Origin of the sequence: Agromyces albus, assembly GCF_030815405.1 — a bacterium.
Lineage (GTDB): Bacteria > Actinomycetota > Actinomycetes > Actinomycetales > Microbacteriaceae > Agromyces > Agromyces albus_A.
Genome location: NZ_JAUSWX010000001.1, coordinates 2887986 through 2914365, shown reverse-complemented (window position 1 = coordinate 2914365; position 26380 = coordinate 2887986). Strand labels below are relative to the sequence as shown.

Below are 26380 nucleotides of genomic sequence, written 5' to 3'. Positions count from 1 at the left end.
AGACTGGTCGCTCTCGGTCACGCGGCCGGTCGCACGGCCTGCCCGCGCTTGGCGCGCTGCACCTGCTGGTACACGTGCGTGCGCAACTCGGTGAAGCGGGGCAGCGCCCGCGTGGTGATCTGGTCGCGCTCGGGGGCGAGGTCGATCGTGAGGTCTTCCTGCACCCAGGTCGGCGACTTCGAGAGCACGATGACGCGCTCGCCAAGATACACCGACTCGTCGATGTCGTGAGTGACGAAGAGGATCGACATCCCGCGCTCGACGTGAAGGCGTCGCACGAGGTCTTCGAGGTCGGCGCGGGTCTGCGCATCGACCGCCGCGAATGGTTCGTCCATGATGAGCACCTCCGGCTGGTACGCCACCGCCCGGGCGATCGCCACGCGTTGCTGCATGCCGCCCGAGAGCTGCCACGGATAACTCTTGGCGGCCTGGTCGAGTCCGACCGCCTCGAGGGCGTCGTCGATGAGCCGGTCTCGTTCGACGCGGGAGAGCTTCTTGTGCTTGAGCGGCAACTCGACGTTCCCGCGCACGGTGAGCCACGGGTAGAGGCTTCGACCGTACTCCTGGAACACGAGCGCCATGTTGGGCGGCGGCGCGTTCACGAGCTTGCCGTCGAGCATGACGGTGCCCTCGGTCGAGCGCAGCAGCCCGGCGATGCACTTGAGCAGGGTCGTCTTGCCGCACCCCGATGGGCCGACGATGCAGACGAGCTCTCCGGCGCTCATCGAGAAGCTGATGTCTCCGATGGCCTCGACGTTGCCCGTAGAGGACTCGTAGACCTTCTTCAGGTGCTCCACCTGGAGCAGCGTTTCACGCACGTTCGACCTCCTTGATTCCGTAGTACCAGCGCAGCACGCGCTTCTCGACGATGCTGAAGGCCGCGGCGAGCAACACGCCGATGAGTCCGAGCAGCACGATGCCGCTCCACATCTCGGCGATGAGGTAGTTGCGCTGGAAATAGGTGATCCGGTAGCCGAGCCCTGACGATGAGGCGAACATCTCCGAGATCACCATCAGTATCAGCGCGACCGAGAGGGTCTGGCGCACACCCGCCATGATCCGGGGGCTCGCGGCCGGCAGCACCAGGTAGCGCAGCCGCTCCGCTCGGGTGATTGCGAACGAGCGGGCGGTCTCGGTCATGACACTGTCGGTGGAGCGAACCCCCTCGATCGTGTTGAGCAGCACGGGCCACACCGCCCCGGCGACGATCACCACGACCTTCATCGTGTCGGTGATGCCGAGCAGGAGCATGGCCACGGGGATCAGCACCGGCGGCGGGATCGCCCGGAAGAACTCCAGGAGCGGCTCGAGGAGTTCGCGCAGCCAGCGCACGAGTCCGATGAGCGTGCCTGCCGCGATGCCGATGACGATCGACAGGATGATCCCCAAGGCGAGACGCCCCAGGCTGGGGAGCACGTCGGTCACGAACGCCGGACCGACCCAGGTGTCGACGAAAGCCTGGGCGATGATCACGGGGCTCGGGAAGAACGTCGCCGGGGCCGCGGTCGACCAGGCGCCCCAGATCACGAGCAGCAGGAAGGGGAACCCGATCGCGGAGAGGGTGCTGTCGCCCAGGCGCCTCCACGCTTCGGATCGGCGGCGTGGCAACCTGATGGTGCTCGTGTAGAGGGTCACAGCACGATCTCCCCTCGCACGGACTGGTGCCACGACAGGGATCTCCGCTCGATGAGGCGGAAGCCGAGGTTGACGGCGAGGCCGAGCAGGCCGGTGACGATCACGAGGGCGTACACCCCGACCCAGTCCGCTGCCGATTGGGAGAACACGATCGTCCTCCCGAGCCCGGGATTGCCGATGACCATCTCCGCGGTGACGGCGAGGATCAGGGCGACGGATGCCGCGAGGCGCAGCCCCGTCATGAGATACGGCAGTGCCGTGGGCAGGATGAGGTACCGTACGCGCTCGGAACGCGTCAGTGCGAAGCTGCGGGCGGTGTCGCGGGCGACCGCATCGACGTCGGCGACGCCGTAGAGCACCTGCACGAACATCTGCCAGAAGGCCGCGAAGACGATGATCACGAGGGCCGCCTGAAGCTGGATTCCGAAGACGAGGATGGCGAGCGGGATCAGCGCGACCGACGGGATCGGACGCAGGAACTCCACCGTCGTGTGAGTGGTGCGACGGAGGAAGGGCACGAGCCCGATGATCGTGCCCAGCACGGTCGCCGCGATGCCCGCGATCATCAGGCCGAGGAACCACGCGAGCATCGTGCGTCCGACGTTGCGCCAGAACTCGAGGTCGCGGAACTCCTCACCCAGGCGGGCAAGGGTGTCGGTCGCGTAGGGCAGGTACTTCGGGCTGATGATGCCGAGCGCCGGGATGAGCTGCCAGACGAGGAGGAATCCGACGATGCCGGCCGCTCCGAGCGCGACCTTGCGCGTCGTGCGAACGGCACGGGTCGAGGAGGGAGCCATGATGCCTTACTGCTGCTGGATGAGCCGGTCGAGGTCGGGCTCTGCGTCGAGAACACCGAACTCCACGGCGAGCCCGGCCAGCTGCTCGAGAGCATCGACGTCCACCTCGGCCGTGAACTCGGGCAGGGTGATTCCGGCGGCGGCCTCTTCAGGGATCCCCATGTTCTCGACGATCGCAGCGCGGACTGCGTCCTCGTTGGCGGCCGCCCAGTCGAGCGCCTCCGTCATGGCCGCGGCGTAGTCGGCCACGAGGTCGGGATCCGAGTCGACGAGCTGCTGGGTGGTGATGTTCACGAGCAACGGCAAGCCGGGGATCGTCGCCTGGTAGGGGTGCACGACGAGGTTCCCGCCAGCGCCGACGATCTGCGACATGAACGGATCGGGCACCCAGGCGGCGTCGATGTTCCCGGCATCGAGCTGGGCCTGTGCGTCGGGGAACGCGACCTCGATGAACTCGATCGTCGAGGGATCTCCGCCGTCGTCCTCCACGGCCTTCATGATCGTCACGTCACCGGCGGCACCGAGGCTGTTGACCGAGACGCGCTTGCCGGCGAGGTCGCTCGGGCGCGTGATGCCGGAGTCGGCAAGCGAGACCACCGCGTTGACGTCGTCGCCCTCGGCAAGCGAGCTCGCGTAGTTGCCGATGACGGCCACACCCAGGTCTTGGATGTCGGCCCGGAAGGGGCCGAAGGGCTGTCCGATGGCGAACTGGATGTCGCCGCTGAGCAGCGCGGGAATGGCTTGTGCGCCACCCTGTGCCGGGACGATCTCGACATCGAGGCCGTGCTCCTCGAAGATCCCGGCGTCGATCGCGCCCCAGAGTGCGCCGGTCTCGGCGATGGGGAGCGCGGCGACGCGAACGCTCGTGTGTTCGTCTGCGCCTTCCGCCTCGGTGGGAGCGGCGCTCGGGCTGCCGGAATCCGTGCAGGCGGAGAGGGCGAGGATCGCGGCGGCCGCCATGGTGATGGCGGCAGGACTCTTCTTCATTGACAAGCCTTTCTGGACACTGTGGGCAGGTTGTCGGCGAGGCGATGCGAAGAGAGAGCTGGTCGGGCACCTCTGCCAGAGGTCCGGTCGGCACCGCGCTGTATTGACAGTGCCATCGTCGAGGAGGGTCATCCGAATGTCAAGCTTTTCATGACGCCCGTCATGAATTGTTTAAATAACCAAGGTACCCGTATTCCCTGGGCGCGGTAGGGTCGCTGTCGTGCTCGACGATGATCGCCTTCGCCAGCTGGCCACCGAGCTCTGCGCGGTGCGTGGTGTTCGAGCGATCGCGCTCGGGGGGAGTCGAGCCCGCGGGACACATCGGCCGGATTCCGATGTCGATCTGGGCCTGTATGTCGAGATGACCGTCGATCTCCCCGCGCTCGAGGACGTCGCCCGTCGATGGGCAGGTGCGGATGCGTCGATTGAGCCCCGTGGGGGCTGGGGTCCGTGGGTGGACAGCGGAGCATGGCTCGTCGTAGACGGGGTCGCGGTCGACCTGATCCTTCGAGATGTGGCACGGGTTGCTGAGCAGTGCGCACGAGCTGAGCGCGGCGAGTTCGCCTTTCACCACCAGCCCGGCCACCCGTTGGGGTTTCTCGATATCGCGTATGCGGGCGAAGTCGCGATGTGCGTGCCGTTCTGCGACCCCGACCGGCTTCTGGAGGACCTGGCTCGGAGCGTCACGCCCTACCCCGAACCTCTGCGAACCGCATTGCTCTCGAACTTGTGGCAGGTGGATTTCCTGCTCGATGCCGCGATCAAGGGGGCCAAAGCGACCGACGTCGCATATGTGGCCCTGTGCGCTGCCGCGGCCACGATGCTCGCAGCCCATGGATGGCACGCTGCAGCCGGTCACTGGGTGACCAACGAGAAGGGGCTCATTCCGAACGTTGCGCGTCTGCCGATGGACACCGACGGGTTCAGCTCCTCGGCGGCCACCCTGCTCGGGGCATTGGGTTCCACCACAGACGAGCTCTTGGAGACGATCGCGAAATTGCGCGAACTGCCGCGTCCCGTCTCGGCAGCGTGACGCTGCGGATCAGTACCGACCGATTGCCGCACGCTCGACCCAGGAGCAAGATGGGCCTGTAGTCCGAGGGGAGCACTCCATGCCCGATGACGAGTATTCCGACGTGCTGAGCGTGGCCGAACGGCACACGCACGACTGGCTGGCTTCGATCGCCGAGCGTCCGATCGATCCTCCCGCCGATGTGGAGGAGGTCAAGGACGCACTCGGCCGCGAACTCGCCGACGAGGGGCAGGATGCCGCGGCCGTCGTCGATCACCTCGCCACGGCCATCGAACCCGGCCTCATCGCGATGGCCTCGCCCCGGTTCTACGGATTCGTGATCGGCGGCACGTATCCCGCCGCGTTGGCAGCAGACTGGCTCGTCTCGGCGTGGGATCAGAACACGGGGTCGCGCACCCCCACGCCCGGCGCCGCCGCCGTGGAGGAGCTCGCGGCCGCATGGTTGCTGGACCTGCTCGGCCTTCCCGAGGGATCCGGCGTGGGATTCGTCACCGGAGCCACGATGGCCAACTTCTCCTGCCTGCTGGCGGCGCGCGGGAGCGTGCTGCGAGCGGCCGGGTGGGATGTCGAACGGGACGGACTGCAGGGCGCCCCGCGCGTCCGGTTCCTCGCCGGTGACGCCGTGCACAGTTCCATGGTCGTCGCCGGCCGGATGGCAGGCTTCGGACTGCCGCGCACCGTCGGCGCGGATGCCCAGGGCCGCATCGACGTCGACGGGCTCGCCGCCGCGCTGGGCGAAGACGACGGTCCCGCGATCGTGGCCCTGCAGGCAGGCGACGTGCACTCGGGTGCGTTCGACGACTTCGCCGCAGCGATCGCCGTCGCGCATGCAGCGGGCGCGTGGGTGCACATCGACGGCGCCTTCGGTCTCTGGGCGGGTGCGAGCCCGTCGCTGCGGCACCTGGTCGCCGGCTACGAGGCCGCCGACTCATGGGCGACCGACGCGCACAAGACCCTCAACGTGCCCTACGACAGCGGGGTCGCGATCGTCGCCGATGAAGCGGCGATGGCCGCCGCGCTCGCCATCCACGCGGCGTACCTGCCCGAGGTCGGTGCTGTGGCGGAACCCTACGATCACACGCCCGAGCTCTCGAGACGCGCGCGGGGCATCCCCGTGTGGGCGACGCTCCGCACGTTGGGCCGGCGCGGCGTCGCCGATCTCGTCGACGGGCTCGTCGCGTCGGCGAGGGGACTCGCCGACGGCTTCGCGGCGACGCCGGGACTCGAGGTGCTGAACGACGTCGTGTTCACCCAGGTCTGCGTCGCCACCGAAGACGACGCGCTCACCCTGGCCCTCGCGGACCGCCTTCGCGGGGACGGCGTGGTCTGGGCCTCGCCGTCACGGTGGCACGATCGCGCCATCGTGCGCTTCTCGGTGAGCAATCGGGGCACGGATGCCACGGCCGTTGACCAGACGATCGGGGCCGTCAGAAGCGCCCTTGCAGAAGTCCGCGAGGCGGTCGTTCCCGCCGCGACCGAGTAGCAGGATGTACGCGGGTCCATGGTCGCGCCGATGCCTGTGTTGAACGTCATCGGGGTGCCCAGCAGCGCCGGAAGTTACTCAGCGGGGCAGGAGCAGGCCCCGCGAGCGCTGCGAGAGGCGGGTCTCCTCGCGGCGCTCTCCGCGGTTGGTCACGAGGTGCACGACGCCGGTGACCTCCCCATGCAGACGTGGGCGCCCGACCGCGAACATCGGTATGCACAGAATCTCGAGCAGGTCGTTGCGTCGCTTCGAGCTCTCGCCCAAGCGGTTCCGTCGCTGCTGTCGGGGGATGACCGCCTGCTGGTGCTCGGCGGCAACTGCACGATCGCCTTGGGCGTGTGCGGCGGATTGCGCGAGGTCGGCGAGGAGCCCGGCCTGGTGTACTTCGACCGGCACTTCGACCTGAATACTCCCGAGAGCACGACCGATGGAACCTTCGACTGGATGGGCGTCGCACATGCGCTGGCGTTGCCGGGCGCGGTCGACGAACTGGTCGACGCATTCGGCGATCGACCGCTGCTCGCTCCCGAACGGATCGCGTACCTGGGGGTCGATCCGGAGGGGTCGACGACCTGGGAACGCCGGCAGGTCGACGTTCTCGGTCTCGCTGTCGTCCCGCAAGCTGAGCTCGTGAGCTCTCCGGGGGCCGCCGCCGCGAAGGCCATGAGCGCGCTGCCGGAGGGACCCTTCGCGGTGCACCTCGATGTCGACGTCCTCGACTTCATCGACGCGCCGATCGCAGAGAACGTGAACGGCCGGAACACGGGCCCGACCCTCGAGCAACTCGGCGAAGCGCTCGCGGAGCTCTGGCGGAACCCGGCCTGCCGAGCGCTGTCGATCGGAGAACTCAATCCGGTGCACGCGGCCGCCGACCCCACCGCGCTGACGCGCTTCGTGGAGACGCTGACTCGTGCGCTCGCGCCGCGTTCGAGCTAGGGAGCCGGCGGTCGAGTGCCCGCTCCAGAAACGCGAAAACCCCCGGCTGAACCGGGGGTTTTCGTTGTGGCTCCGACCGGCATCGATCCGGTGACCTTTCGATTTTCAGTCGAACGCTCTACCAACTGAGCTACAGAGCCTCGGGGCATCCGCTCGATTCGCATCGTGGCGTGCCTCGATTTAAGGAGAAAGCCCCTTCTCTCGTAAGGGAAAGGGCTTGTCGCCTGAGCGACCCTGACGGGACTTGAACCCGCGACCTCCGCCGTGACAGGGCGGCACGCTAACCAACTGCGCTACAGGGCCTCGATTTGGTGTTCGTTTCAACACCGGGCTGTTCAATTGTATGTCGTACGTGACCCCAACGGGATTCGAACCCGTGCTGCCGCCGTGAAAGGGCGGTGTCCTAGGCCACTAAACGATGGGGCCGGGTGGTCTTGCCTGGGGCACGACCGCCGACAGCCAAGCATACGGGTCGTCGCGCGAGACGTCAAAACGAGGGCTGCGGATGCCTCGTGCCCGCGGTGCGGCATCGCCCACACGCCCCCGAAATCCCGGGATCCTGCGCAGGCGGCCCTTATCGTGAGGGCTGCCACTGCCCACATGAGAGCGAGGAGCGCGGGGCCCGAGGCCCGCGTGGACGGGGAACCATGCACCGCACCACACACCGCACATCGACGGCCCGGGCTCGAACGACCCGCGAGCCTCGACCGCGTCGCCGCACGCCGAACCGGCTCTTCGCCGTGCTCGCCATCGTCGCAGCGGCGCTCGCCGGACCGGTCGCCGCTGCACCGCAGAGCGCGATGGCCGCCGACTACCCGAGCTGGGCCGAGGTGGAGGCCGCGAAGGCGAACACCGCCGCAGGCGCCGCCGCCGTGCAGCAGATCATCGCGCTCATCGCGCAGCTCGAGGCCAACGTCGAGACGACGCGCGCCGAGGCCGAACGTCGCACCGACGAGTTGTTCGTGGCGCAGCAGAAGTACGACGACGCCGTGATGCGCGCCGATCAGATCCAGGCGCAGGCCGACGCATCCGCCGCCGAGGCCCAGGCCGCCGAGCAGAACGCCGGCCAGGTCGCCGCCCAGCTCTACCGCTCCGGCGGCGGCGACGTCGGCCTCAACCTGTTCCTCGATGCGGGCGACTCCGCGGTCACCGAGGCGCTGCTCGCGAAGCTCGGCAACATGACCAAGATGGTCGAGCGCACGTCGGGCATCTACGACCGCGCGCAGGAGAAGCACAACATCGCGACGTCGCTCAGCGACCAGGCCGCGGTGGCGCGAGCCGAGCGCGAGAAGCTCCGCATCGCCGCCGAGGCCGCGCTCGTCGCCGCGCAAGAGGCGCAGGCCGCTGCCGAGGCGGCGCTCGCCGAGTCTCAGGCGAAGAAGATCGAACTCGAGCAACAGCTGAAGTTCCTGAAGGATGCCGAGGCCAAGACGACTGCCGCCTACCAGGAGGGTGAGCGGATCCGGAAGGCCGAGGAGGAGCGACGCCGGCAGGAGGCCCTGAAGAACGGCTCGCCCGGCACCGTCGCCAGCTCGGGCTGGGCGCGGCCGGCCCGCGGCGGGCTCACGGGCACCTTCGGCCCGCGATCGCCGATCTGCTCCGGCGGATGCTCGGGCAGCTTCCACTACGCGATCGACCTCGGCACCGGGTGCTCGGCCCCGATCTACGCGGCCAACAGCGGAGTCGTCACCTTCGCCGGCTACTCGGGGACCTACGGCAACTACGTCAAGATCGACCACGGTGGCGGCATCTCGACCGCGTACGCGCACATTCGTCCGGGTGGCACGTTCGTCGGCTACGGACAATGGGTCGAGGCCGGGCAGAACATCGCATCGAGCGGCACGACCGGCGCTTCCACAGGATGCCACCTGCATTTCGAAGTCTGGAACGGCGGAGGGCGCATCAACCCGCAGCCGTTCATGGCCGATCGGGGGATCTACTTTGGCTGAGCACCGCACTCGTCCCGTGTCGCGCGTGAAGCCCGCCACCGTGTTCTCCACCGTCGCGGTCGGCGCCGTCACGGCCTCCGTCGGCTTGGCCGGCGGCCCCGCCTTCGCCGAGCCCGACTATCCGTCGTGGAGCGACATCGAACAGGCCAAGCAGAACGAGGCAACGAAGCAAGCCGAGATCGGCCGCGTCACCGAACTGCTCGCCGGCCTGCAGCGGGCTGCGGATGCCGCGGTGCAGGCGTCGCAGATGGCCGACGAGGCCTACCGCATCACGATCGACCAGCGCGACCGGGCTGCCGAACGTGAGCGCACGCTCGGCCGGCAGGCCGACGAGGCCGACGCCGTCGCCGAGATCTCGAAGATGCGCGCCGGACTCCTCGCCGCACACCTCGCGAAGACTGCGGGCAACGACCTCACCGCTGAGCTGATGTTCTCGAACGACGACGCGACGGGACTGCTGCAGCAGCTCGGCATGGCGTCGAAGCTCGGCGAGCAGTCGCAAGCCGTCTACGACCAGGCCGTGGCCGATCGCAACACGGCCGACGCGTTGCGCGAGCAAGCGGCGCAAGCGGCGACCGAGCGAGTGCGGCTCGCCACGCTCGCCGAGGCGAAGGCGGCCGAGGCGCGCACGGCGGCGAACGGCGCACTGACGGCTGTCGCGGTGCAGGAGCAGCGCTCGGCCGAGCTCTATGCGCAGCTCGCCACGCTCAAGGACACCACGGCCGAGCTCGAGCGCGAGCGTGTCGAGGGCGCGGCACGCGAAGCCGCCGCGGCTGCATTGCAGCAACAGGCGGCCGCGAGCGGCGGGGGAGGCGGCTCGCCCGCACCGGCACCTGCGCCCGCAACCGGCGGCGGCGGAGCCCCGGCTGCTGCACCCGCTCCCGCGCCGAACCCCGCCCCGGCGGCACCCAACACCGGCGCGGTGGAGACGGCCATCTGGTTCGCGAGCCAGCAGCTCGGCGAGCCGTATCGGCTCGGCGGAGCCGGCCCCAACGTGTGGGACTGCTCGGGCCTCACGAAGGCCGCGTACGCGGCGGCCGGCATCGGCATCGGCACGCACTCGGCGACGAACCAGTACTACACCCTCGCGGGCCGCGGCAAGGCGGTGTCGCTCTCGCAGATCCAGCGCGGAGACCTGCTCTTCTGGGGGTCGGGCGGCGACTACTACCACGTCGCGATCTACCTCGGCGGCGGCCGCATCCTCGAGGCGCCCCGCGAGGGCGTGCCGGTGCGCGAGTACTTCATCTGGGGTTCCCCCTCGGCGGCGGCCCGCCCGGCCGGCTGAGGCATCCGGCGCCCAAGGTGCGAGAAGGGGCGAGCCGTCAGGCTCGCCCCCTCAACGCTCTCTCAGGACTGACGGCCGAGACGGCCGTCAGCGCTGGCGTCGCGGCGAAGGCCAGAAATGGCCTTCGCCCTCAGCTCCAGCGCGCGCTCAGTTCATGAGGTGCTCAGTGACCGGGGAACTTCTCGATCGCCTTCGCGATGAGCGACTCGGCCTCGGCGACGTCGCCCCAGCCCTCGGTCTTGACCCACTTGCCGGGCTCGAGGTCTTTGTAGTGCTCGAAGAAGTGCTCGATCTCCTTGCGGGTGAACTCGGGGATGTCGTCGACGTCTTGGATGTGGTTCCAGCGCGGGTCGCCCGCGGGCACTGAGATGATCTTCTCGTCGCCGCCGCCGTCGTCCGTCATGCGGAACACGCCGACCGGGCGCACTGACACGCCGACCCCGGGGAAGAGCGGGTAGTCGAGGAGTACGAGCACGTCGAGCGGGTCGCCGTCATCGCCGAGGGTGTTCTCGAAGAACCCGTAGTCGGTCGGGTACGCGAAGCTCGTGTAGAGCACGCGGTCGAGGAAGACGCGACCGGTCTCGTGATCGACCTCGTACTTGTTGCGGCTCCCCTTGGGGATCTCGATGATGGCGGCGTACTCGCCCATGCTGTTCTCCTTGAGTGTTGGAAGCTTGGCCCGTGGCGGCCGGGTTCGGAACCCGGTGCGATCGGCGGAATAAGGTTACTTGATGCCTTCCGACGAGCAGCCACCCGGGCGACGGCCCCGCTTGACGCCGCCGATCGCCGATGTGCGACGTGCGGTGAGATCGGTGCTTCCGGATGCCGCGGGCCGCCCAGATGCCGCGGCACGCTCGGCGTCCGAACCCCCCGAAGCCCCCGCCGCATCCGCTCCGCTCGTGCTCGTCGCGCTCTCCGGCGGAGCCGACTCGCTCGCGCTCGCGGCCGCCACGGCCTTCGAGGCGCCCCGAGCCGGCCTGCGGGCGGGCGCCGTGATCGTCGACCACGGGCTGCAGGGGCGTTCGGCCGAGGTCGCCGCTGCCGCCGCCGCGCAAGCTCGCGAGCTCGGCCTCGATCCGGTGCTCGTGCGCCGCGTCGAGGTGACGGGCGATGGCGGCCCCGAGGCGGCCGCCCGCACGGCGAGGTACGCGGCGCTCGAGGCGGCCGCAGCCGAGACGGATGCCGCACTCGTACTCCTCGGCCACACGCTCGACGACCAGGCCGAGACGGTGCTGCTGGGGCTCGCTCGCGGATCGGGCGTTGCGAGCCTCGCGGGCATGCCCGCCCGCAGCGGACGGTTCGCCCGCCCGCTCCTCGGCATCCGCCGCGAGACCACGAGGCAGGCGTGCACGGATGCCGGGCTCACCCCGTGGGACGACCCGCACAACGTCGACCGCGGGTATGCGCGAGTGCGGGTACGCGAGCGAGTGCTCCCCGTGCTCGAGGCGGAGCTCGGCCCCGGCATCGCCGAGGCGCTTGCTCGCACCGCCGAGCAGTTGCGTGAAGACGACGAGGCGTTCTCCGAGCAGATCGACGAGTTCATCGAGGAGATCTGCGAGCCGTCCGAGGCCGGCATCGCCGTGTCCGTCGGTGCGCTCACCGCCAACCCCGCGGCGCTCCGGCAGCGCATCATCCGGCACGTCGTGCTGAGCGAGTTCGGCGTCTCGCTCTCGCGCGCCCAGACCATCGAGGTCGCCCGCCTCGTGACCGACTGGCACGGCCAGGGACCGATCGACCTGCCCGCCGGCATCCGTGCCCACCGCATCGCCGCCCGAATCGAGTTCGCGGCGCGCTGACCTCGCGCGAAGGTAGGCTCGGGGCATCCGACGCCGACGACCCAGGGGAGCACCATGTACGCGCGCGAGATCGAAGCCGACCTCACCGAAGTGCTCGTCACCGAAGCCCAGATCCAGGAGAAGCTCGCCGAGCTCGCCCGTCGCATCGAGGCCGACTACGAAGGGCGTGAGATCCTCCTCGTCGGCGTGCTGAAAGGCGCCGTCATGGTGATGGCCGACCTCGCCCGCGAGCTCCGCCCGCACGTGCGCACCGACTGGATGGCGGTCTCGTCGTACGGCGCCGGCACGGAGTCGAGCGGCGTCGTGCGCATCCTGAAAGACCTCGACACCGACCTCACCGGTCGCCACGTGCTCATCGTCGAGGACATCATCGACTCGGGCCTCACCCTGAGCTGGCTGCTCGCCAACCTCAAGTCACGCGGAACGGCATCCGTCGAGATCTGCGCCCTCCTTCGCAAGCCGGATGCCGCGAGGGTCGACGTGACCGTGAAGTACCTGGGCTTCGACATCCCGAACCAGTTCGTCGTCGGCTACGGGCTCGACTATGCCGAGCGCTACCGCAACCTGCGCGATGTCGCGATTCTCGCGCCGCACATCTATTCCTGAGCTGCTGGGCCGCAGGCCCTAGAGTCATCCCATGGGCGATGGCCGGCGCCGCAGCAGGGTCCGCGAGGCTGCGGCGGCCTTCTCGAGCAACGCGCGCAACCCCAACCTCCGCCGCGCCCAGCTGAGCTTCCTCGCAGCCTGGACCGCCGAGTGGGCCTTCACCGTGGCGCTCGGAATCGTCGCCTACCGCGACGGCGGCGCGACCGCCCTCGGCCTGGTCGGACTGCTCCGCATGGTGCCGTCCGCGATCCTGGCACCGCTGCTGTCCCCCATCGCCGACCGAGGGCGCCGGGAGCGGGTGCTCATCCTCGTGTCGATCGTGCGGGGAGGCGCGACCGCTGCCGCCGCGGTGGTCGTTGCGGTGTCCGGCCCGACGGCGGTGGTCTACGCGCTCGCCGTGCTGTCGACGATCGCCGCCACCCTCTACCGCCCGGCGCACTCCGCACTCCTGCCGTCGCTGTGCAGCACCGGGTACGAGCTCGCGAGCGCGAACATGGTGCGGGGACTGCTCGACTCGGCAGCCACACTCGTGGGTCCGCTCCTGGCGGCGGTGCTGCTCCAGTTCACCGGTGTCGACGTCGTGTTCGCGGTCGCAGCGGCCGCCTCGTTCTGGGCGGCTGCCCTGCTCGTGCGGCTCCGGTACGAAGCCCCTCCTCGCCCGCCGGCGCCGAAGCGCTCCAACCTGGGCAGGGAAGCAGTCGACGGTGTTCGAGCGGTCACGCGGAACCGCGATCTGACGCTCATCCTCGGTCTCGCCGCGGCGCAGGCCCTTACACGGGGCGCGCTCACCGTGTTCTCCGTAGTGGTCGCGATCGAGCTGCTGGGCACCGGCGAGCCCGGCGTCGGCGCCCTGATGACCGCGGTCGGGGTGGGCGCGGTGCTCGGATCGCTCGCTGCCTCGCTCCTCGTCGGCTCCGGGCGACTGGGCGCGTGGTACGCCGTCGGGGTCGGACTTTGGGGACTGCCGCTGACCCTCGTCGCCCTCGTCCCCCAGCAGTCGGCGGCACTGGGCCTGCTCGCGTTCATCGGCGTCGGCAACGCCCTGATCGATCTCGCCGGGTTCACGCTCATCGGCAGGATGGCTCCCGACGAGGTGCTCGCACGCGTCTTCGGCGTGCTCGAGAGCCTCGTGGCGGTGTTCATCGGGATCGGTGCCATCGTCGCATCGACGATGGTCGAGTGGGTCGGGGTCCAGGCCGCGCTGATCGCGATCGGGCTGGTCTGCCCGGTGCTCGCGGTGGCGTCGTGGTGGCGACTGCGGGCCCTCGACCGGTCGGTCGATGTCCTCGATGAGGAGATCGGACTGCTCCAGCAGGTGCCCATGTTCCGCACCCTGCCGCTGCCGTCCGTCGAGCAGCTCGCCCGCGGCCTCGAGCCGGTCACGGTGCCCGCAGGCCACGTGGTGTTCACCCAGGGGGAGATCGGCGACCGGTACTTCGTCATCGAGTCGGGCGAGGCCGACGTGGTGGGCGACGGAAAGGTCGTGGCAACGCTCGGCCCAGGAGAGGGCTTCGGAGAGATCGCATTGCTCCGCCGTACCCGCCGAACGGCGACCGTCGTGGCCAGGAGCGAGCTCCTGCTGCAGGCACTGGGCTCGGACCGGTTCCTTCCCGTCGTCCTCGGGTACACGCCGAGCGCTCGACAGGCGGCGGCGGCCGTCGACGACCTGCTCGACCGCTACGAGCCGAAGGACCGGTTCGGAGAACCGCCGGCGCAATCCTGAGAATCTTTCGGTTGAGATGCCCGGGCGTTGGTGCGATGGTGAGGCATGGAGTCCGGGCGTGCTGTGCTACTGATCGCAGACATCAGTGGCTACACCGACTACATGAGCTCCCACCGCATGAGTCTCGCGCACGCCGAGGTCAACACCGCGCGCATGCTCGAGAAGATGATCGATGCCGCTCCCGGCTTCGACCTCATCGAGATCGAGGGCGACGCAGCCTTCCTCTCCCGCCAGGCCGACGCAGTCGAGACCGACACCGCGATCCTCGAGATCCTCCGGGCCGCCGTCACCATGCATCGGGCGTTCCATCTCGAGCGGCAGTATGTCACGGCGAACCTGTGCCCGTGCGCGGGGTGCAAGGGCGCGGCCGACCTCAAGCTGAAGTTCGTGGCGCACATCGGCGACGTGGCCATCCAGACCATCCGGGACCGCATCAAGCTCGTCGGGATCGACGTCATTCTCGTCCATCGCCTGCTGAAGAACCCGGTCGGGATACCCGAGTACGTCCTGCTCTCCGAGGAGCTCTACCGCACCGCTGAGGATTCGCTGTCCGCTCCCGTGCACGAGGTCTCGCCGGAGCTCGAGGGCTTCGGAACCGTCCGCGCCTACTTCGTGGACGTCGGAGATGTCGAGGGCTCGCTCCCGCCGTTGCCCGCGCCGTCGTGGCAGGGGCGCCTGGGGAGGACGGCCGTGGCGCTGGGCCTGGGTATGCCGTACATGATCGGGCTTCGCCGCCCGCGCCATGCGTCATCCGCTCGGTGAAACCGCCTGGCCCTGACCCGCCGCGCCCTGGGGCACTGCCCCGGTCGCCCCGGTCTTGGCCGTGGGATCCCCGGCGACCGCCGCCTCGTCGTCGGATGCCGCCGACCCGGGCTCGACCCGATAGGCGCCCGCCCCCCGAAGGAACGTGAGCGCGAGCACGGCCACGGCGACCATGACGATCGCGATGAGCGCGATCCCGAACCACATCCCCACGAGCCACGCATCGCTCGCCGCGGCGAGCAGCGCCCCGGCCGGACCGGCCGGCAGCGAGCCGGCCACTTCGGCGGCACCCGTGACGCTGTCGTTCGCGAGGTCTGCATCGGCGGGGTCGAGGGACGCGGTGGTGTCGGCCACGCCGAGCCGGTAGACCGCGGCGACGACCGATCCGATCACCGCGATGCCGATCGCGAAGCCGAGCTCGCTGCTCGTCTCCGAGAGTGCCGCCGCATTGCCGGCTCGCGGCGGCGGCACCGATCCCACGACGAGGTCGGTGCCGAGCGCGACCATGGGGCCGCAGCCGAGCTGCCAGATGGCGTAGCCGGCGATGATCCAGCCGAGCTCGGCGCCGGTGGTGGCGACGGCGATGAGGCCGAGGCCCACGATGGAGACGGCCATCCCCGAGGCGATGAGGGTGGCCGGTCGCACGCGTCTCGCGAGCACCGGCGCGAAGAGCATGCTCATGACCCCGGCAAGGATCGCCGGCACCATCGCGAGCCCGGCTGCGAAGGGATCGAGCTCGCGCACGAGCTGCAGGTACTGCGCGATCAGGAGCATCAGCGCGCCGGTCACCGTGATGAGGTGCATGCCGACGAGCGCCGCGTTGAACTGCCGGTTGTGGAACAGCGTCAGGTCGAGGAGCGGCTCGGGCAGGCGCCGTTCGCGCCGCACGAAGACGAACCCGGCGATGGCGCCCACGACGATCGCGGCGATCGGCCCGGCCTGCCACCCCGCACGAGCGATCTCCTTGACCCCGTAGACCACCGGCAGGATCGCGGCGAGCGAGAGCGCGACGCTCGCGAGGTTCAGCCGCCCGGCATCGTCGTTCCGGTACTCGGGCAGCAGGATCGGCCCGATCACGAGCAGGAGCACCATCGGCGGGATGCCGAGCAGGAACACGGCGCCCCACCAGAAGTGCTCGAGCACGATGCCGCCGAGGAGCGGTCCGATCACCGCGCCCGACATGAAGCACGTGAGCCAGACGCCGATCGCGAGCGAGCGCTGCCTCGCGACCGGGAACATCGTGCTGATGAGCGAGAGCGTCGACGGCGCGAGGGTCGCCCCCGCGATGCCCATCGCGGCGCGGGCGAGGATCAGCAGGAGCGGTGTCGCCGAGAAGGCTGCGATGACGGATGGCGCGGTGAACGCCGTCGCCCCGATGAGCAGCAGCTTGCGCCGGCCGACCCGGTCGCCGACGGCACCCATGGTGATCATGAATCCGGCCAGCAGGAACGAGTACACGTCCATGATCCAGAGCTGCTCGGTGCTCGTCGCCCCGAGATCGGCGCTGAGGCTCGGCAGGGCGAGGAGGAGCACGAAGACGTCGATCGACACGAGGAGCGAGGCGAGGCCGAGCACCCCCAGTCCGACCCACTCCCGCGGGCCGGCGAGCTTCGCCCCGTTGACGTCGGTGGCCGAGCCTGCCGCAGGCTCGTGCGCTGTGCTCATGTCGCCCTCGCTCATGTCGTCCCCTTCGTTCGGCGACAGTCAAGCAGCATCCGCTTCAGAAACGCAAGAGGTAACTTTGAATAATGAAGTTCGCTGGTAGGATGGCGACATGGTGAAGCGCAGCTATCAAGACGGATGCGCGGCGGCGCAAGCCCTCGACCTCGTCGGCGAGCGGTGGGGCCTGCTCGTCGTGCGCGAGCTCACACTCGGCCCGCGCCGTTACAGCGATCTCCTCGTGTCGATGCCCACGATCGGCACGGCCGTGCTCGCCCAGCGACTCGGCGACCTCGTCTCGGCCGGCGTGGCGCGCCGCCGAGAGTTGCCGCCGCCCGCAGCTTCGACCGTCTACGAGCTCACCGAGTGGGGCGCGGGCCTCGAGCCCATCATCCGTGCGCTCGGGCGCTGGGGTGCGAGCTCGCCCTCGCTGCGCCGCGACCTGCCCATCAGCGTCGCCACCGCGGTGCTCGCCCTGCGTACCAATGTGGTGCCCGAGCGCCTGCCCGCGAGTGACCTCAGGGTGGAGCTCCGCCTCGACGGCCGTCCGTTCGTCGCCGCGGTCGCCGACGGCCGCTTCGCGGTCGAACCGGGGGAGTCGGCGGATGCCGCGGCCACCCTCACGACGACGCCCGAGACGCTCGCGGCGATCGCCCTCGACGGCGACTCGCTCGACGAGGCGATCGCGAACGGCGACGTCGAGATCGCGGGCGACGTCGAATCCGCGCGATCGCTGCTCGCGTGCTTCGAGCTGCCCGCGACCGCGGTGGCATAGCCCACAGCGGCTGTGTCCATCGTTCGCAGTGGGCTCCGCGGCCTACGGTCGCGCAGCCCACAGCGAACACGCAGCCCTCGTGCAGTAACCCCCATGTAGCCTTTGAGCACCATGAACATCAAGAAGATCCTGCGCGGGCCGATCATCTACATCCTGCTCGCGATCGTCGCCGTGTGGATCGGATCGAGCCTCATCACGGCCTCCGGTTTCCGCGAGGTTTCGACGCAAGAGGGCCTCGAGCTCCTGAACGACGGCAAGGTTTCTGCGGTGAAGATCGTCGATGGCGAGAACCGCGTCGACCTCACGCTCGCGAAGGCCGAAGAAGACCTCGGCACGCAGGTGCAGTTCTACTACGTCACGCCGCGCGGGCCCGACATCGTCGCCGCGATCGACGATGCCAACCCGAAAGACGGCTTCAACGACGAGGTGCCCCAGCCGAACTGGTTCCTCTCGATGCTCGGCATCCTGTTGCCGCTCGTGCTCATCGGCCTCTTCTTCTGGATCATGCTCTCGGGCATGCAGGGCGGCGGCAACCGCGTCATGCAGTTCGGCAAGTCGAAGGCGAAGCTCGTCTCGAAGGAGAGCCCGAAGGTCACGTTCGACGACGTCGCCGGCGCCGACGAGGCGATCGAGGAGCTCCACGAGATCAAGGAGTTCCTGAAGGAGCCCGCCAAGTTCCAGGCCGTCGGCGCTCGCATCCCCAAGGGCGTGCTGCTCTACGGCCCTCCGGGAACCGGCAAGACGCTGCTCGCTCGCGCGGTCGCCGGTGAGGCCGGCGTGCCGTTCTACTCGATCTCAGGTTCCGACTTCGTCGAGATGTTCGTCGGCGTCGGCGCGAGCCGCGTTCGCGACCTCTTCGAGCAGGCGAAGCAGAACGCCCCGGCGATCATCTTCGTCGACGAGATCGACGCCGTCGGGCGCCACCGCGGTGCCGGGCTCGGCGGCGGTCACGACGAGCGCGAGCAGACGCTCAACCAGTTGCTCGTCGAGATGGACGGCTTCGACCCGAAGACCAACGTCATCCTCATCGCGGCGACGAACCGCCCAGACATCCTCGACCCCGCGCTCCTGCGTCCGGGCCGCTTCGACCGGCAGATCGGCGTCGACGCTCCCGACCTCAAGGGCCGCTGGAAGATCCTCGAGGTGCACTCGAAGGGCAAGCCGCTCGCGAAGGGCGTCGACCTCGAGGTGCTCGCGCGCAAGACGCCCGGATTCACGGGTGCCGACCTCGCGAACGTGCTGAACGAGGCCGCGCTGCTCACCGCGCGCTCGAACGCCCAGCTCATCGACAACCGCGCCCTCGATGAGGCGGTCGACCGCGTGATCGCTGGCCCGCAGCGTCGTTCGCGCGTGATGAAGGACAAAGAGAAGCTCATCACGGCCTACCACGAGGGGGGCCACGCGCTCGCCGCGGCGGCGATGAACTACACCGACCCCGTGACGAAGATCACGATCCTGCCGCGCGGCCGGGCGCTCGGCTACACGATGGTGCTGCCGCTCGAAGACAAGTACTCGGTCAGCCGCAACGAGCTGCTCGACCAGCTCACCTACGCGATGGGCGGCCGAGTCGCCGAAGAGATCGTCTTCCACGATCCGTCGACCGGCGCCTCGAACGACATCGAGAAGGCCACTGCGACGGCGCGCAAGATGGTCACCGAATACGGCATGAGCGCGAACGTCGGGGCGATCAAGCTCGGCCAGTCGCAGGGCGAGGTCTTCCTCGGCCGCGACATGGGCCACCAACGCGATTACTCCGAAGAGGTCGCCCTGAAGGTCGACACCGAGGTGCGTTCGCTGATCGAGCAGGCGCACGACGAGGCGTGGCAGGTGCTCAACGACAACCGTGACATCCTCGACGTCCTCGCGGGCGAGCTCCTCGAGAACGAGACGCTCGACCACCACCAGATCGCCGAGCTCTTCAAGAACGTGAAGAAGCTGCCCGAGCGGCCGCAGTGGCTCTCGAGCAACGATCGTCCCGTCTCCGACCGGCCGCCGATCTCGTTCCCCTCCGAGAAGCTTCCGATCGACCAGGGCGCCGTCGACGGCGGCGTGGACTCCGGATCCGGACAGTCTCCGATCGACGACGGGGCGGCCGCTCGCACGCCGCGCACCAAGCCGCGGCCCGCGACGGCGTAATCTTCCCTCGACCCGAAGGTGGTGCCATGGCGGGAGTGGACGCTCGTCGCATCGAGCGTGCGGTGCTCGAGATCCTGCTCGCGATCGGCGAAGACCCTGACCGGCCGGGCCTCACGCGCACCCCTCAGCGCGTTGCCGAGGCCTACGCCGAGTTCTTCGCCGGACTCGACGTCGATCCGCTGAGTCACCTCGCCGATACGGTGCCGCTGGGCGCCACCGAGGCCGGCGCGCCGGCCACCTCCGATGCCGTCATCCTTCGCGACCTCGCGTTCCGCTCGGTATGCGAGCACCACCTACTGCCGTTCGTCGGCACGGCGCACGTCGCCTACCTTCCGAACGAGCGGGTCGTGGGCCTCGGGCGCATCCCGGCCGTCGTCGACACGCTCGCGAGCCGGCCGCAACTGCAGGAGCGCCTCGCCGAGGAGATCGCCGACACGCTGCAGGCCGGGCTCGACCCGAAGGGCGTGCTCGTCGTGCTCGACGCGCAGCACCGCTGCGTGACGACCCGCGGCTCCCGCCAGGAGCGCAGCTCGACGGTCACGATCGCGAGTCGCGGTGCCCTCGCGTCACCCGCGGCGCGGGCCGAGATCATCGCCCTCATCGGGATCAGCAGCGATGCCTGATGCCGAAGATCGGCAGCTGAGCCGGCCCGACGGCGCCGGGTGGGATCCCGCTCGAGGCGGCCGCACCCTCGTCATGGGCGTCGTCAATGTGACGCCCGATTCGTTCAGCGACGGCGGTCGCTGGTTCGATGCCGACGCCGCGATCGCACACGGGCTCGAACTCGTCGCCGACGGTGCCGACCTGCTCGACGTCGGCGGCGAGTCCACGAGGCCCGGCGCCGCGCGCGTCGAGCCCGAAGAGGAGTTGCGGCGGGTCGTGCCGGTCATCCGCGAGCTCGCCGGTCGCGGCATCCGGGTCAGCGTCGACACCATGCGAGCAGCCACGGCCCTCGCCGCGGTCGAAGCAGGCGCCGAGATCATCAACGACGTGTCGGCAGGGCTCGCGGATGCCGCGATGGGCCGCATCGCCGCCGAGACGGGCGTGCACTACGTCGCGATGCACTGGCGCGGGCACTCCGACCGCATGGACTCCCTCGCCGAGTACACCGACGTCGCCACGGAGGTGCGCGACGAGCTCGCGACCCGCATCGACTCGCTCGTGGCGGCAGGAGTCGACCCGGGGCGTCTCATCCTCGACCCGGGCCTCGGATTCGCCAAGCGTGGCGAGCAGAACTGGGAGCTGCTCGGCCGGCTCGACGTGCTCGCCGGCCTCGGCCTGCCGTTGCTCATCGGCGCCTCGCGCAAGCGGTTCCTCGGAGCGATGCTGCCCGACGACGCGCCCGTCGAGGAGCGAGACCTGCCGAGCGCCGTCGTGAGCGTGCTGTCGGCCCAAGCGGGCGCCTGGGGTGTGCGCGTGCACGACGTGCGCAGCACGCGTCGCGCCCTCGACGTGCTCGGAGCGTGGCAGAGTGGAGCACGTGGCTAAGACGCGCGATCGGATCACGCTCACGGGCGTCCGCGTGCGCGCGCACCACGGCGTCTTCGACTTCGAGCGCGAGGCGGGCCAGGAGTTCGTGATCGACGTCTCCGTCGCCGTCGACCTCGCGGCCGCGGCATCTGGCGACGATCTCGGACGCACCGTGCACTACGGTGAACTCGCCGAGGCGATCAGCGCCGCGGTCGAGCGTGATCCCGTCGATCTCATCGAGACCGTCGCAGAACGCGTCGCGAGCGTCGCGCTCGCGTTCCCCGCGGTCGAGGAGGTCGAGGTCACCGTGCACAAGCCGCAAGCCCCCATCACCGTGCCGTTCACGGATGTCGCGGTGACGATCGTGCGAGGCCGGGCGTGACGCGCGCGGTCATCGCCTTCGGCGCGAACCTCGGCGACCGCGAGGTCACCATCGTCTCGGCCACCCGTTCGCTCGCCGAGACCGAGGGCGTCGTGCTCGTCGCCGTCTCTCCTGTGTACGAATCGGTGGCGATCACCGACGCCGGGGCCGACGTCGACGCGCCGCGATACCTGAACGGCGTCATCGTGGTCGAGACGACGCTCGAGCCGCACGCCCTGCTCGACATCCTGCAGCACATCGAGCAGCAGCACGGCCGCGAACGCGCGCGGCACTGGGGCGACCGCACGCTCGATCTCGATCTCATCGACTTCGGCGGCATCGAGCTCGCCGACGAGCGCCTCGTGCTGCCGCATCCGCGAGCCTGGCAGCGCGCGTTCGTGTTGCAGCCGTGGCTCGACGTCGAACCCGACGCCGTGCTCCCCGCTCGAGGCCCGATCGCCGAACTCCGGCATGCCGCGACCGACGAGGTGGTGCGCCGATGAAGCGCACGCCGGCCTCCACTCTCATCGCCTTCACGCTCTCGGGGCTCGTGATCGGCTACCTCGGCGAGCTCTCGATCGTGACCGCCGGGTCGAAGGCGCTCGTGCCGCCGATCTCCCTTCCCGTCACACTCGTCGGCGTCGCCGTGATCGTCATCGCGCTTGCGTGGCCGATTCGCCGCGCAGTGAAGGGCAAGGCCACGAAGCACCTCGACCCGTTCCGCGCGATGCGCACGGCCGTCCTCGCGAAGGCGTGCAGCCTGAGCGGCGCGCTCGTGTTCGGCATCGGCATCGGCATCGCGTTGTTCGTGCTCACCCGCAGCGTGCTCCCGGCCGGCGAGACCGTGTGGCTCGCGATTGCGACGGCGGTCGGGGCGGCCCTGCTGCTCGCCGCCGGCCTCATCGCCGAGCACTTCTGCACCCTGCCGCCAGATGACACCGACCTCGAGAAAGAAGAGCACGCGCATGCCTGACCTCCGTGACGACGGCCGCGAGCAGGGCGAGGTCGTGCAACAGATGGGATCGGATGCCTCGGCGTCCGACACCGGGTGGCGTCGCGTCTCCCCGAAGTACCTCGTCGTCGAGATCGTCGGGTCGCTCATCGGCCTCGTGATCTTCGTCGGCGCGTTCCTCATCGCCTTCCTGGTCTTCGGTCAGCCGTGGGCGCTGTGGGCCGCGATCGCCGTCGGCGTGATGTCGCTCGTCAGCCTCGCGTTCGAGCCGCGCCGCGTGCGCTCGATCGCCTACCGTCTGCGTGAAGACGACTTGCTCTTCCGGCGCGGCATCATGTTCCAGCGGCAGGTCGCGGTGCCCTACGGCCGCATGCAGCTCGTCGACATCACCCGAGGACCGGTCGCACGCGCCCTCGGGCTGGCCGACCTCAAGTTCGTGACCGCCGCCGCCGCCACCGCGGTGACCGTGCCCGGGCTGCCCATCGAGGAGGCCGACCGCTTGCGCGACGAGCTCGTCGCGCTCGCAGAGACGCGCCGGGCGGGGCTGTGAGCACTCCCGCGCCGCGGGTCACGAACCTCGCCGACGGCGAGTGGCACCGCTTGCATCCTGCGAGCCCGCTGCTGCGCGGCGGCCTCGTGTTCATCGCGGTGCTCGGGTTCATCATCGCCAACATGCGCGAGCGAGTCATCGACTTCTTCCTCGTCATCTTCGCGCCCGACATCGGCCCCGGCATCGAAGAGGGATACGGCAACTGGCGGCAGGACTGGGCGAACGACCCGATCGGCGGCATCGTCTCGAACGGGCTCGTCGGCTGGGCACTGCTCGCCCTCGCCGGCCTCATCGTGGCCGTGATCATCGGGTTCCGGCTGTCGTGGCGCATGCACACGTTCCGCATCACGCACGAGGCGGTCGAGGTGCGCAGCGGCATCCTGTTGCGCTCGCACCGGAGCGCCCGTCTCGACCGCGTGCAGGGCATCAACGTGACCCGGCCGCTCTTCGCACGACTCTTCGGCACGGCAAAGCTCGAGCTCTCGGTCGCAGGCCAGTCGGCGAACGTGCAGCTCGCCTACCTCGGCTCCGCCCTCGCCGACGACCTGCGCGCCGACATCCTCCGGCTCGCCTCGGGCGCGCGGGCCGAGCGGGCACGCACCGCCGTCGGGCCGACGCCCGACGCGCCCGCGAGCCCCGGTGATGACGCGGCCGCCCCCGGGCAGCTCGACGTCGAGGGGGAGACGCCCGAGGCCGCGGCGGCTCGCCGCACGGCAGCCGCCCGCGCGGGCGCGCTCGTCGGCCAGCGCGTCGACGAGTTCCTCGCCCCCGAGCTCGACCCCGACCTCGCTTCGCCCGAGTCCGTCGTCCATCTTCCGCTCGGGCGGGTCGTCGCCTCGACGCTGCTCGGCGGCGCCACCGTCTGGATCGCGATCTTCGTCGCGATCATCATCGTCGGGTTCACGACCGGCCAGTTCTGGGTGCTGTTCACCTTCGTCCCGGCGGCGATCGGTCTCTTCAGCTACATGTGGACCCGCATCACGAAGTCGCTTCGGTACTCGATCGCGGGCACGCCCGACGGTGTGCGCATCGGTCACGGATTGCTCTCGACGGGCAACCAGACCATCCCGCCGGGCCGCGTCCACGCGATCGAGGCGATGCAGTGGCTGCTCTGGCGCCCGTTCGGCTGGTGGTCGATCCGCATCAACGTCGCCGGCCAGTCGGTGAGCTCGTCGAACGACGCCGCCCAGCGCACGCTCGTGCTGCCCGTCGGCACCGTCGCCGACGTGCATCGAGTGCTCGCGCTGCTGCTCCCGGATGCCGCATCCGCCGTCGACCCCCTGCTCGACGCCGGCCTCACGGGTCGCGACGGCGAGGGCGGATTCTCGCGCACGCCCCGGCGCGGCGCCTGGCTCCGGCCGTTCTCGTGGCGACGCATCGGCTGGGCCGCCACGGCGGGCGTCGCCCTCATCCGTCACGGCGCGATCGCTCGCAGCCTCACGCTCGTGCCCCTCGCCCGCATGCAATCGGTGGCGGTGACGAGCGGGCCGATCCAGCGGATGCTCGGGCTGGCTTCCGTGCGCATCCACACCGTCGCCGGCCCCGTCGCCGCGGGCCTCCCGATCGCGGAGCGCGCCGAAGCGGAGGCGCTGTTCGAGCGACTCGCCGATGAAGCGGTCGAGCGCGCCGCAAGCGACACGTCCCATCACTGGGGTGCGGTCACCTCGGCCGCAGCGGATCCGGCCAGGGCCAGCCGAACGAGCGAGGTCGCCGGGCCGGGCACGCCGCCTGCGCAGGGCACGTCGGCTGGGCCGGGCACCCCCACCGAGACGAGCGAGGTCGCAGATGCCCGTTGAGTCCCGCGCGGGGCGTCTCGGCGTCGGCACGATCGGCGCCGGCAGGGTCGGAGCGGTGCTCGCGGCGGCCCTCGCGGGCGCCGGGCACGCGCTCACCGGCATCGCCGCGGTCTCGCAGTCGAGCCGCGATCGCGCCGCGGCGATGCTGCCCGCCGTTCCGGTGCTCCCCATCCCCGAGATCGTCGAGCGCAGCGAGCTCGTGCTGCTCGCCGTGCCGGCCGACGAGCTCGAGCAGCTCGTCGCAGGGCTCGCCGAGGCCGGTGCCTGGCAACCGGGGCAGCTCGTGCTGCACACCGCCGCGCGCTACGGCGCGCGCGTGCTCGACCCTGCGCGACGAGCGGGAGCCATCCCGCTCGCGGTGCATCCCGCGATGACCTTCACCGGCACGACGATCGACCTCGCCCGACTGCCGGGCACCTGGTTCGCCGTCACGGCCCCGGCGCCGGTGCTGCCGATCGGCCAGGCGCTCGTGGTGGAGATGGGCGGCGAGCCGTTCATCGTCGCCGAGGCCGATCGAGCGGCGTACGCCGAGGCGATCGACACGGCCGTCTCCTTCTCGAGCGCGATCGTCGACCAGGCGAGTGAGCTCCTCGACGGCATCGGCGTGGGCCGCTCGGGCGCGGTGCTCGCACCACTCGTGCGCAGCGCCGTCGAGAACGCCCTCGCCCGCCACGACAGCGGCCCGTTCGCCGACGGTGCCGGTACGATCGACGAGGCCGGAAGCGACCGGCCGCTGGGAGGTGGCGGGTGACCGAGGTCACGGCGGGCACGCGCACCGTGCCGACGATCGCCGAGCTACGCCGGTTGCTCGCCGAGCGTCGCGCCGACGGGGCATCCGTCGCCCTCGTGCCCACCATGGGCGCCCTGCATGCCGGACACCTCGCACTCGTGCGCCGGGCGCGCGAGCTCACCGACGTCGTCGTCGTGTCGATCTTCGTGAACCCACGGCAGTTCGGGCCAGGCGAAGACCTCGATCGGTATCCCCGAAGCCTCGAATCGGATGTCGCTGCACTCACCGAACTCGGCGTCGACTTCGTCTTCGCTCCCGACGTCGACGAGATGTACCCGCGCGGCGCCGCCGACGGCACGACCGTGAATGCCGGTCCGATCGGCGACCGCTACGAGGGCGCATCACGGCCCGGTCACTTCAACGGCATGCTCACGGTCGTCGCGAAGCTCTTCGGCATCGCGCAGCCCGATGTCGCGGTATTCGGGCAGAAGGACGCGCAGCAGGTGTTCCTCGTCACCCGCATGGTCGTCGACCTCGATGTGCCGGTCGAGATCGTCGCGGTGCCGACCGTGCGCGAACCCGATGGACTCGCGCTCTCGAGCCGCAACCGCTTCCTCGACGACGCCCAGCGCGCGGCGGCGCTCACCCTCGCCGAGTCCTTGCGGGCAGCGGATGCCGCGGCCGCACAGGGCGCAGGCGAACTGCTCGCCGAGGGGGTCGCTGCATTCGGCGACCACGACGGCGTCAGCCTCGACTACTTCGTCGTCGTCGATCCCGACACCCTGCTCCCCATCGGCGACGACTTCCGCGGCCGCGCGCTCGTGCTCGTCGCCGCCGTCGTGGGCACGACCCGCCTCATCGACAACACGTTCGTCGACGTCGGCCCCGCCCTCTGAGGGCTGCGGAGCACCGCAGGCGGCGGGCTTCACCGGTTCCTCTCTGCACAGACCGCCTAGGCT

General features: G+C 70.0%; 26 protein-coding genes and 3 tRNA genes. 20 read left to right on the top strand and 9 right to left on the bottom strand.

Going from position 1 to position 26380, the window contains the following annotated elements; all coding sequences use genetic code 11:
- Positions 1–17: 17 nt before the first annotated feature.
- From QFZ29_RS13780 to QFZ29_RS13765, 4 genes are read right to left on the bottom strand one after another with little or no spacing between them, the layout of a single operon-like run.
- Positions 18–818 carry an ABC transporter ATP-binding protein gene (locus QFZ29_RS13780; protein ID WP_306894617.1) on the bottom strand — a complete coding sequence of 267 codons (801 nt, stop codon included), beginning with the start codon at positions 816–818 and terminating at the stop codon, positions 18–20.
- Positions 811–1635 (bottom strand): ABC transporter permease, encoded by an 825-nt coding sequence (locus tag QFZ29_RS13775; RefSeq protein ID WP_306894616.1) that lies wholly within the window; start codon positions 1633–1635, stop codon positions 811–813. Before QFZ29_RS13775 ends, QFZ29_RS13780 begins: the two co-directional genes overlap by 8 nt.
- Positions 1632–2432, bottom strand: a complete 801-nt coding sequence (locus tag QFZ29_RS13770) for an ABC transporter permease (RefSeq protein WP_306894615.1) — start codon at positions 2430–2432, stop codon at positions 1632–1634. The genes QFZ29_RS13775 and QFZ29_RS13770 overlap by 4 nt, the downstream gene beginning before the upstream one ends.
- 6 nt (positions 2433–2438) lie before the next feature.
- Positions 2439–3419, bottom strand: coding sequence for an ABC transporter substrate-binding protein (locus tag QFZ29_RS13765; RefSeq protein WP_306894614.1), 981 nt, complete (start codon positions 3417–3419; stop codon positions 2439–2441).
- A gap of 220 nt (positions 3420–3639) precedes the next feature.
- Here QFZ29_RS13765 and QFZ29_RS13760 point away from each other — a divergent pair, with 220 nt between their 5' ends.
- The 3 genes from QFZ29_RS13760 to QFZ29_RS13750 all read left to right on the top strand — a co-directional run bounded on the left by QFZ29_RS13760 (position 3640) and on the right by QFZ29_RS13750 (position 6871).
- Complete coding sequence (locus QFZ29_RS13760; RefSeq protein WP_306894613.1) at positions 3640–4452, top strand: nucleotidyltransferase family protein; 813 nt, start codon at positions 3640–3642, stop codon at positions 4450–4452.
- Positions 4453–4531: 79 nt separating this feature from the next.
- The gene (locus QFZ29_RS13755) at positions 4532–5935 is read left to right on the top strand and encodes a pyridoxal phosphate-dependent decarboxylase family protein (RefSeq protein WP_306894612.1); all 1404 of its coding nucleotides are present in this window, start codon (positions 4532–4534) and stop codon (positions 5933–5935) included.
- 30 nt (positions 5936–5965) lie between these two features.
- The gene (locus QFZ29_RS13750; protein WP_306894611.1) at positions 5966–6871 is read left to right on the top strand and encodes an arginase family protein; all 906 of its coding nucleotides are present in this window, start codon (positions 5966–5968) and stop codon (positions 6869–6871) included.
- Between the two features lie 67 nt (positions 6872–6938).
- On the opposite strand, the gene QFZ29_RS13745 is transcribed toward QFZ29_RS13750, so the two are convergent.
- The 3 genes from QFZ29_RS13745 to QFZ29_RS13735 all read right to left on the bottom strand — a co-directional run bounded on the left by QFZ29_RS13745 (position 6939) and on the right by QFZ29_RS13735 (position 7297).
- Positions 6939–7011 (bottom strand) — tRNA-Phe (locus tag QFZ29_RS13745).
- 89 nt (positions 7012–7100) lie between these two features.
- Positions 7101–7174: transfer RNA gene (locus tag QFZ29_RS13740), tRNA-Asp, on the bottom strand.
- A 50-nt stretch (positions 7175–7224) separates the two neighbouring features.
- Positions 7225–7297, bottom strand: a tRNA-Glu gene (locus QFZ29_RS13735).
- 221 nt (positions 7298–7518) lie between these two features.
- On the opposite strand from QFZ29_RS13735, the gene QFZ29_RS13730 reads away from it, so the two are divergent.
- On the top strand, positions 7519–8820 hold the full coding sequence (locus tag QFZ29_RS13730) for a M23 family metallopeptidase (protein WP_306894610.1): 1302 nt from the start codon (positions 7519–7521) through the stop codon (positions 8818–8820).
- 25 nt (positions 8821–8845) lie between these two features.
- Entirely contained in the window at positions 8846–10105 is a 1260-nt protein-coding gene (locus QFZ29_RS13725; protein ID WP_306894609.1) for a C40 family peptidase, read from the top strand.
- Between the two features lie 163 nt (positions 10106–10268).
- Here the strand turns inward: QFZ29_RS13725 and ppa are convergent, their stop codons facing one another.
- Positions 10269–10754, bottom strand: coding sequence for an inorganic diphosphatase (ppa, locus tag QFZ29_RS13720; protein ID WP_306894608.1), 486 nt, complete (start codon positions 10752–10754; stop codon positions 10269–10271).
- An 82-nt stretch (positions 10755–10836) separates the two neighbouring features.
- Between ppa and tilS the strand changes: the two genes are divergently transcribed.
- The 4 genes from tilS (at position 10837) to QFZ29_RS13700 (ending at position 14992) form a co-directional block, all read left to right on the top strand.
- Complete coding sequence (gene tilS / locus QFZ29_RS13715; protein ID WP_306894607.1) at positions 10837–11901, top strand: tRNA lysidine(34) synthetase TilS; 1065 nt, start codon at positions 10837–10839, stop codon at positions 11899–11901.
- Between the two features lie 54 nt (positions 11902–11955).
- A complete protein-coding gene (hpt, locus tag QFZ29_RS13710) occupies positions 11956–12507 on the top strand; it encodes a hypoxanthine phosphoribosyltransferase (protein WP_129522586.1) in 552 nt (183 codons plus the stop codon).
- A gap of 31 nt (positions 12508–12538) precedes the next feature.
- Entirely contained in the window at positions 12539–14230 is a 1692-nt protein-coding gene (locus tag QFZ29_RS13705; protein WP_306894606.1) for an MFS transporter, read from the top strand.
- A 102-nt stretch (positions 14231–14332) separates the two neighbouring features.
- Positions 14333–14992, top strand: a complete 660-nt coding sequence (locus tag QFZ29_RS13700; RefSeq protein WP_306894605.1) for a DUF2652 domain-containing protein — start codon at positions 14333–14335, stop codon at positions 14990–14992.
- On the opposite strand, the gene QFZ29_RS13695 is transcribed toward QFZ29_RS13700, so the two are convergent.
- Positions 14978–16672, bottom strand: a complete 1695-nt coding sequence (locus tag QFZ29_RS13695; RefSeq protein WP_306894604.1) for an MFS transporter — start codon at positions 16670–16672, stop codon at positions 14978–14980. The genes QFZ29_RS13700 and QFZ29_RS13695 overlap by 15 nt on opposite strands.
- Before the next feature lie 94 nt (positions 16673–16766).
- Here QFZ29_RS13695 and QFZ29_RS13690 point away from each other — a divergent pair, with 94 nt between their 5' ends.
- From QFZ29_RS13690 to panC, 11 genes are all read left to right on the top strand, one after another.
- Positions 16767–17426, top strand: a complete 660-nt coding sequence (locus QFZ29_RS13690; protein WP_306894603.1) for a winged helix-turn-helix transcriptional regulator — start codon at positions 16767–16769, stop codon at positions 17424–17426.
- 111 nt (positions 17427–17537) lie between these two features.
- Complete coding sequence (gene ftsH / locus QFZ29_RS13685) at positions 17538–19562, top strand: ATP-dependent zinc metalloprotease FtsH (protein ID WP_306894602.1); 2025 nt, start codon at positions 17538–17540, stop codon at positions 19560–19562.
- Positions 19563–19588: 26 nt separating this feature from the next.
- On the top strand, positions 19589–20185 hold the full coding sequence (folE, locus tag QFZ29_RS13680) for a GTP cyclohydrolase I (RefSeq protein WP_306894601.1): 597 nt from the start codon (positions 19589–19591) through the stop codon (positions 20183–20185).
- Positions 20186–20258: 73 nt separating this feature from the next.
- Positions 20259–21050, top strand: a complete 792-nt coding sequence (gene folP, locus QFZ29_RS13675; RefSeq protein ID WP_306896730.1) for a dihydropteroate synthase — start codon at positions 20259–20261, stop codon at positions 21048–21050.
- Entirely contained in the window at positions 21043–21414 is a 372-nt protein-coding gene (gene folB / locus QFZ29_RS13670) for a dihydroneopterin aldolase (protein ID WP_306894600.1), read from the top strand. Before folP ends, folB begins: the two co-directional genes overlap by 8 nt.
- Positions 21411–21896, top strand: a complete 486-nt coding sequence (folK, locus tag QFZ29_RS13665; RefSeq protein WP_306894599.1) for a 2-amino-4-hydroxy-6-hydroxymethyldihydropteridine diphosphokinase — start codon at positions 21411–21413, stop codon at positions 21894–21896. Before folB ends, folK begins: the two co-directional genes overlap by 4 nt.
- A complete protein-coding gene (locus tag QFZ29_RS13660; protein WP_306894598.1) occupies positions 21893–22366 on the top strand; it encodes a DUF3180 domain-containing protein in 474 nt (157 codons plus the stop codon). The genes folK and QFZ29_RS13660 overlap by 4 nt, the downstream gene beginning before the upstream one ends.
- 43 nt (positions 22367–22409) lie before the next feature.
- Positions 22410–22895 carry a PH domain-containing protein gene (locus QFZ29_RS13655; RefSeq protein WP_373426273.1) on the top strand — a complete coding sequence of 162 codons (486 nt, stop codon included), beginning with the start codon at positions 22410–22412 and terminating at the stop codon, positions 22893–22895.
- Positions 22892–24691, top strand: a complete 1800-nt coding sequence (locus QFZ29_RS13650; protein ID WP_306894597.1) for a PH domain-containing protein — start codon at positions 22892–22894, stop codon at positions 24689–24691. The genes QFZ29_RS13655 and QFZ29_RS13650 overlap by 4 nt, the downstream gene beginning before the upstream one ends.
- Positions 24681–25442, top strand: a complete 762-nt coding sequence (locus QFZ29_RS13645; protein ID WP_306894596.1) for a Rossmann-like and DUF2520 domain-containing protein — start codon at positions 24681–24683, stop codon at positions 25440–25442. The genes QFZ29_RS13650 and QFZ29_RS13645 overlap by 11 nt, the downstream gene beginning before the upstream one ends.
- On the top strand, positions 25439–26317 hold the full coding sequence (gene panC / locus QFZ29_RS13640; protein ID WP_306894595.1) for a pantoate--beta-alanine ligase: 879 nt from the start codon (positions 25439–25441) through the stop codon (positions 26315–26317). The genes QFZ29_RS13645 and panC overlap by 4 nt, the downstream gene beginning before the upstream one ends.
- The last annotated feature ends 63 nt before the right edge of the window (positions 26318–26380 follow it).

Bases quoted from the DNA above. Each gene is read 5' to 3' on its own strand.
- folP (WP_306896730.1), top strand. From the start codon at position 20,259: ATGGGCGTCGTCAATGTGACGCCCGATTCGTTCAGCGACGGCGGTCGC.
- QFZ29_RS13730 (WP_306894610.1), top strand. From the start codon at position 7,519: ATGCACCGCACCACACACCGCACATCGACGGCCCGGGCTCGAACGACC.
- QFZ29_RS13700 (WP_306894605.1), top strand. From the start codon at position 14,333: ATGAGCTCCCACCGCATGAGTCTCGCGCACGCCGAGGTCAACACCGCG.
- ftsH (WP_306894602.1), top strand. From the start codon at position 17,538: ATGAACATCAAGAAGATCCTGCGCGGGCCGATCATCTACATCCTGCTC.
- QFZ29_RS13660 (WP_306894598.1), top strand. From the start codon at position 21,893: ATGAAGCGCACGCCGGCCTCCACTCTCATCGCCTTCACGCTCTCGGGG.
- QFZ29_RS13770 (WP_306894615.1), bottom strand. From the start codon at position 2,432: ATGGCTCCCTCCTCGACCCGTGCCGTTCGCACGACGCGCAAGGTCGCG.
- QFZ29_RS13755 (WP_306894612.1), top strand. From the start codon at position 4,532: ATGCCCGATGACGAGTATTCCGACGTGCTGAGCGTGGCCGAACGGCAC.
- QFZ29_RS13690 (WP_306894603.1), top strand. From the start codon at position 16,767: ATGGTGAAGCGCAGCTATCAAGACGGATGCGCGGCGGCGCAAGCCCTC.
- folE (WP_306894601.1), top strand. From the start codon at position 19,589: ATGGCGGGAGTGGACGCTCGTCGCATCGAGCGTGCGGTGCTCGAGATC.
- QFZ29_RS13765 (WP_306894614.1), bottom strand. From the start codon at position 3,419: ATGAAGAAGAGTCCTGCCGCCATCACCATGGCGGCCGCCGCGATCCTC.
- ppa (WP_306894608.1), bottom strand. From the start codon at position 10,754: ATGGGCGAGTACGCCGCCATCATCGAGATCCCCAAGGGGAGCCGCAAC.
- QFZ29_RS13695 (WP_306894604.1), bottom strand. From the start codon at position 16,672: ATGAGCGAGGGCGACATGAGCACAGCGCACGAGCCTGCGGCAGGCTCG.
- hpt (WP_129522586.1), top strand. From the start codon at position 11,956: ATGTACGCGCGCGAGATCGAAGCCGACCTCACCGAAGTGCTCGTCACC.
- QFZ29_RS13645 (WP_306894596.1), top strand. From the start codon at position 24,681: ATGCCCGTTGAGTCCCGCGCGGGGCGTCTCGGCGTCGGCACGATCGGC.
- tilS (WP_306894607.1), top strand. From the start codon at position 10,837: ATGCCTTCCGACGAGCAGCCACCCGGGCGACGGCCCCGCTTGACGCCG.
- QFZ29_RS13705 (WP_306894606.1), top strand. From the start codon at position 12,539: ATGGGCGATGGCCGGCGCCGCAGCAGGGTCCGCGAGGCTGCGGCGGCC.
- QFZ29_RS13655 (WP_373426273.1), top strand. From the start codon at position 22,410: ATGGGATCGGATGCCTCGGCGTCCGACACCGGGTGGCGTCGCGTCTCC.
- QFZ29_RS13750 (WP_306894611.1), top strand. From the start codon at position 5,966: ATGCCTGTGTTGAACGTCATCGGGGTGCCCAGCAGCGCCGGAAGTTAC.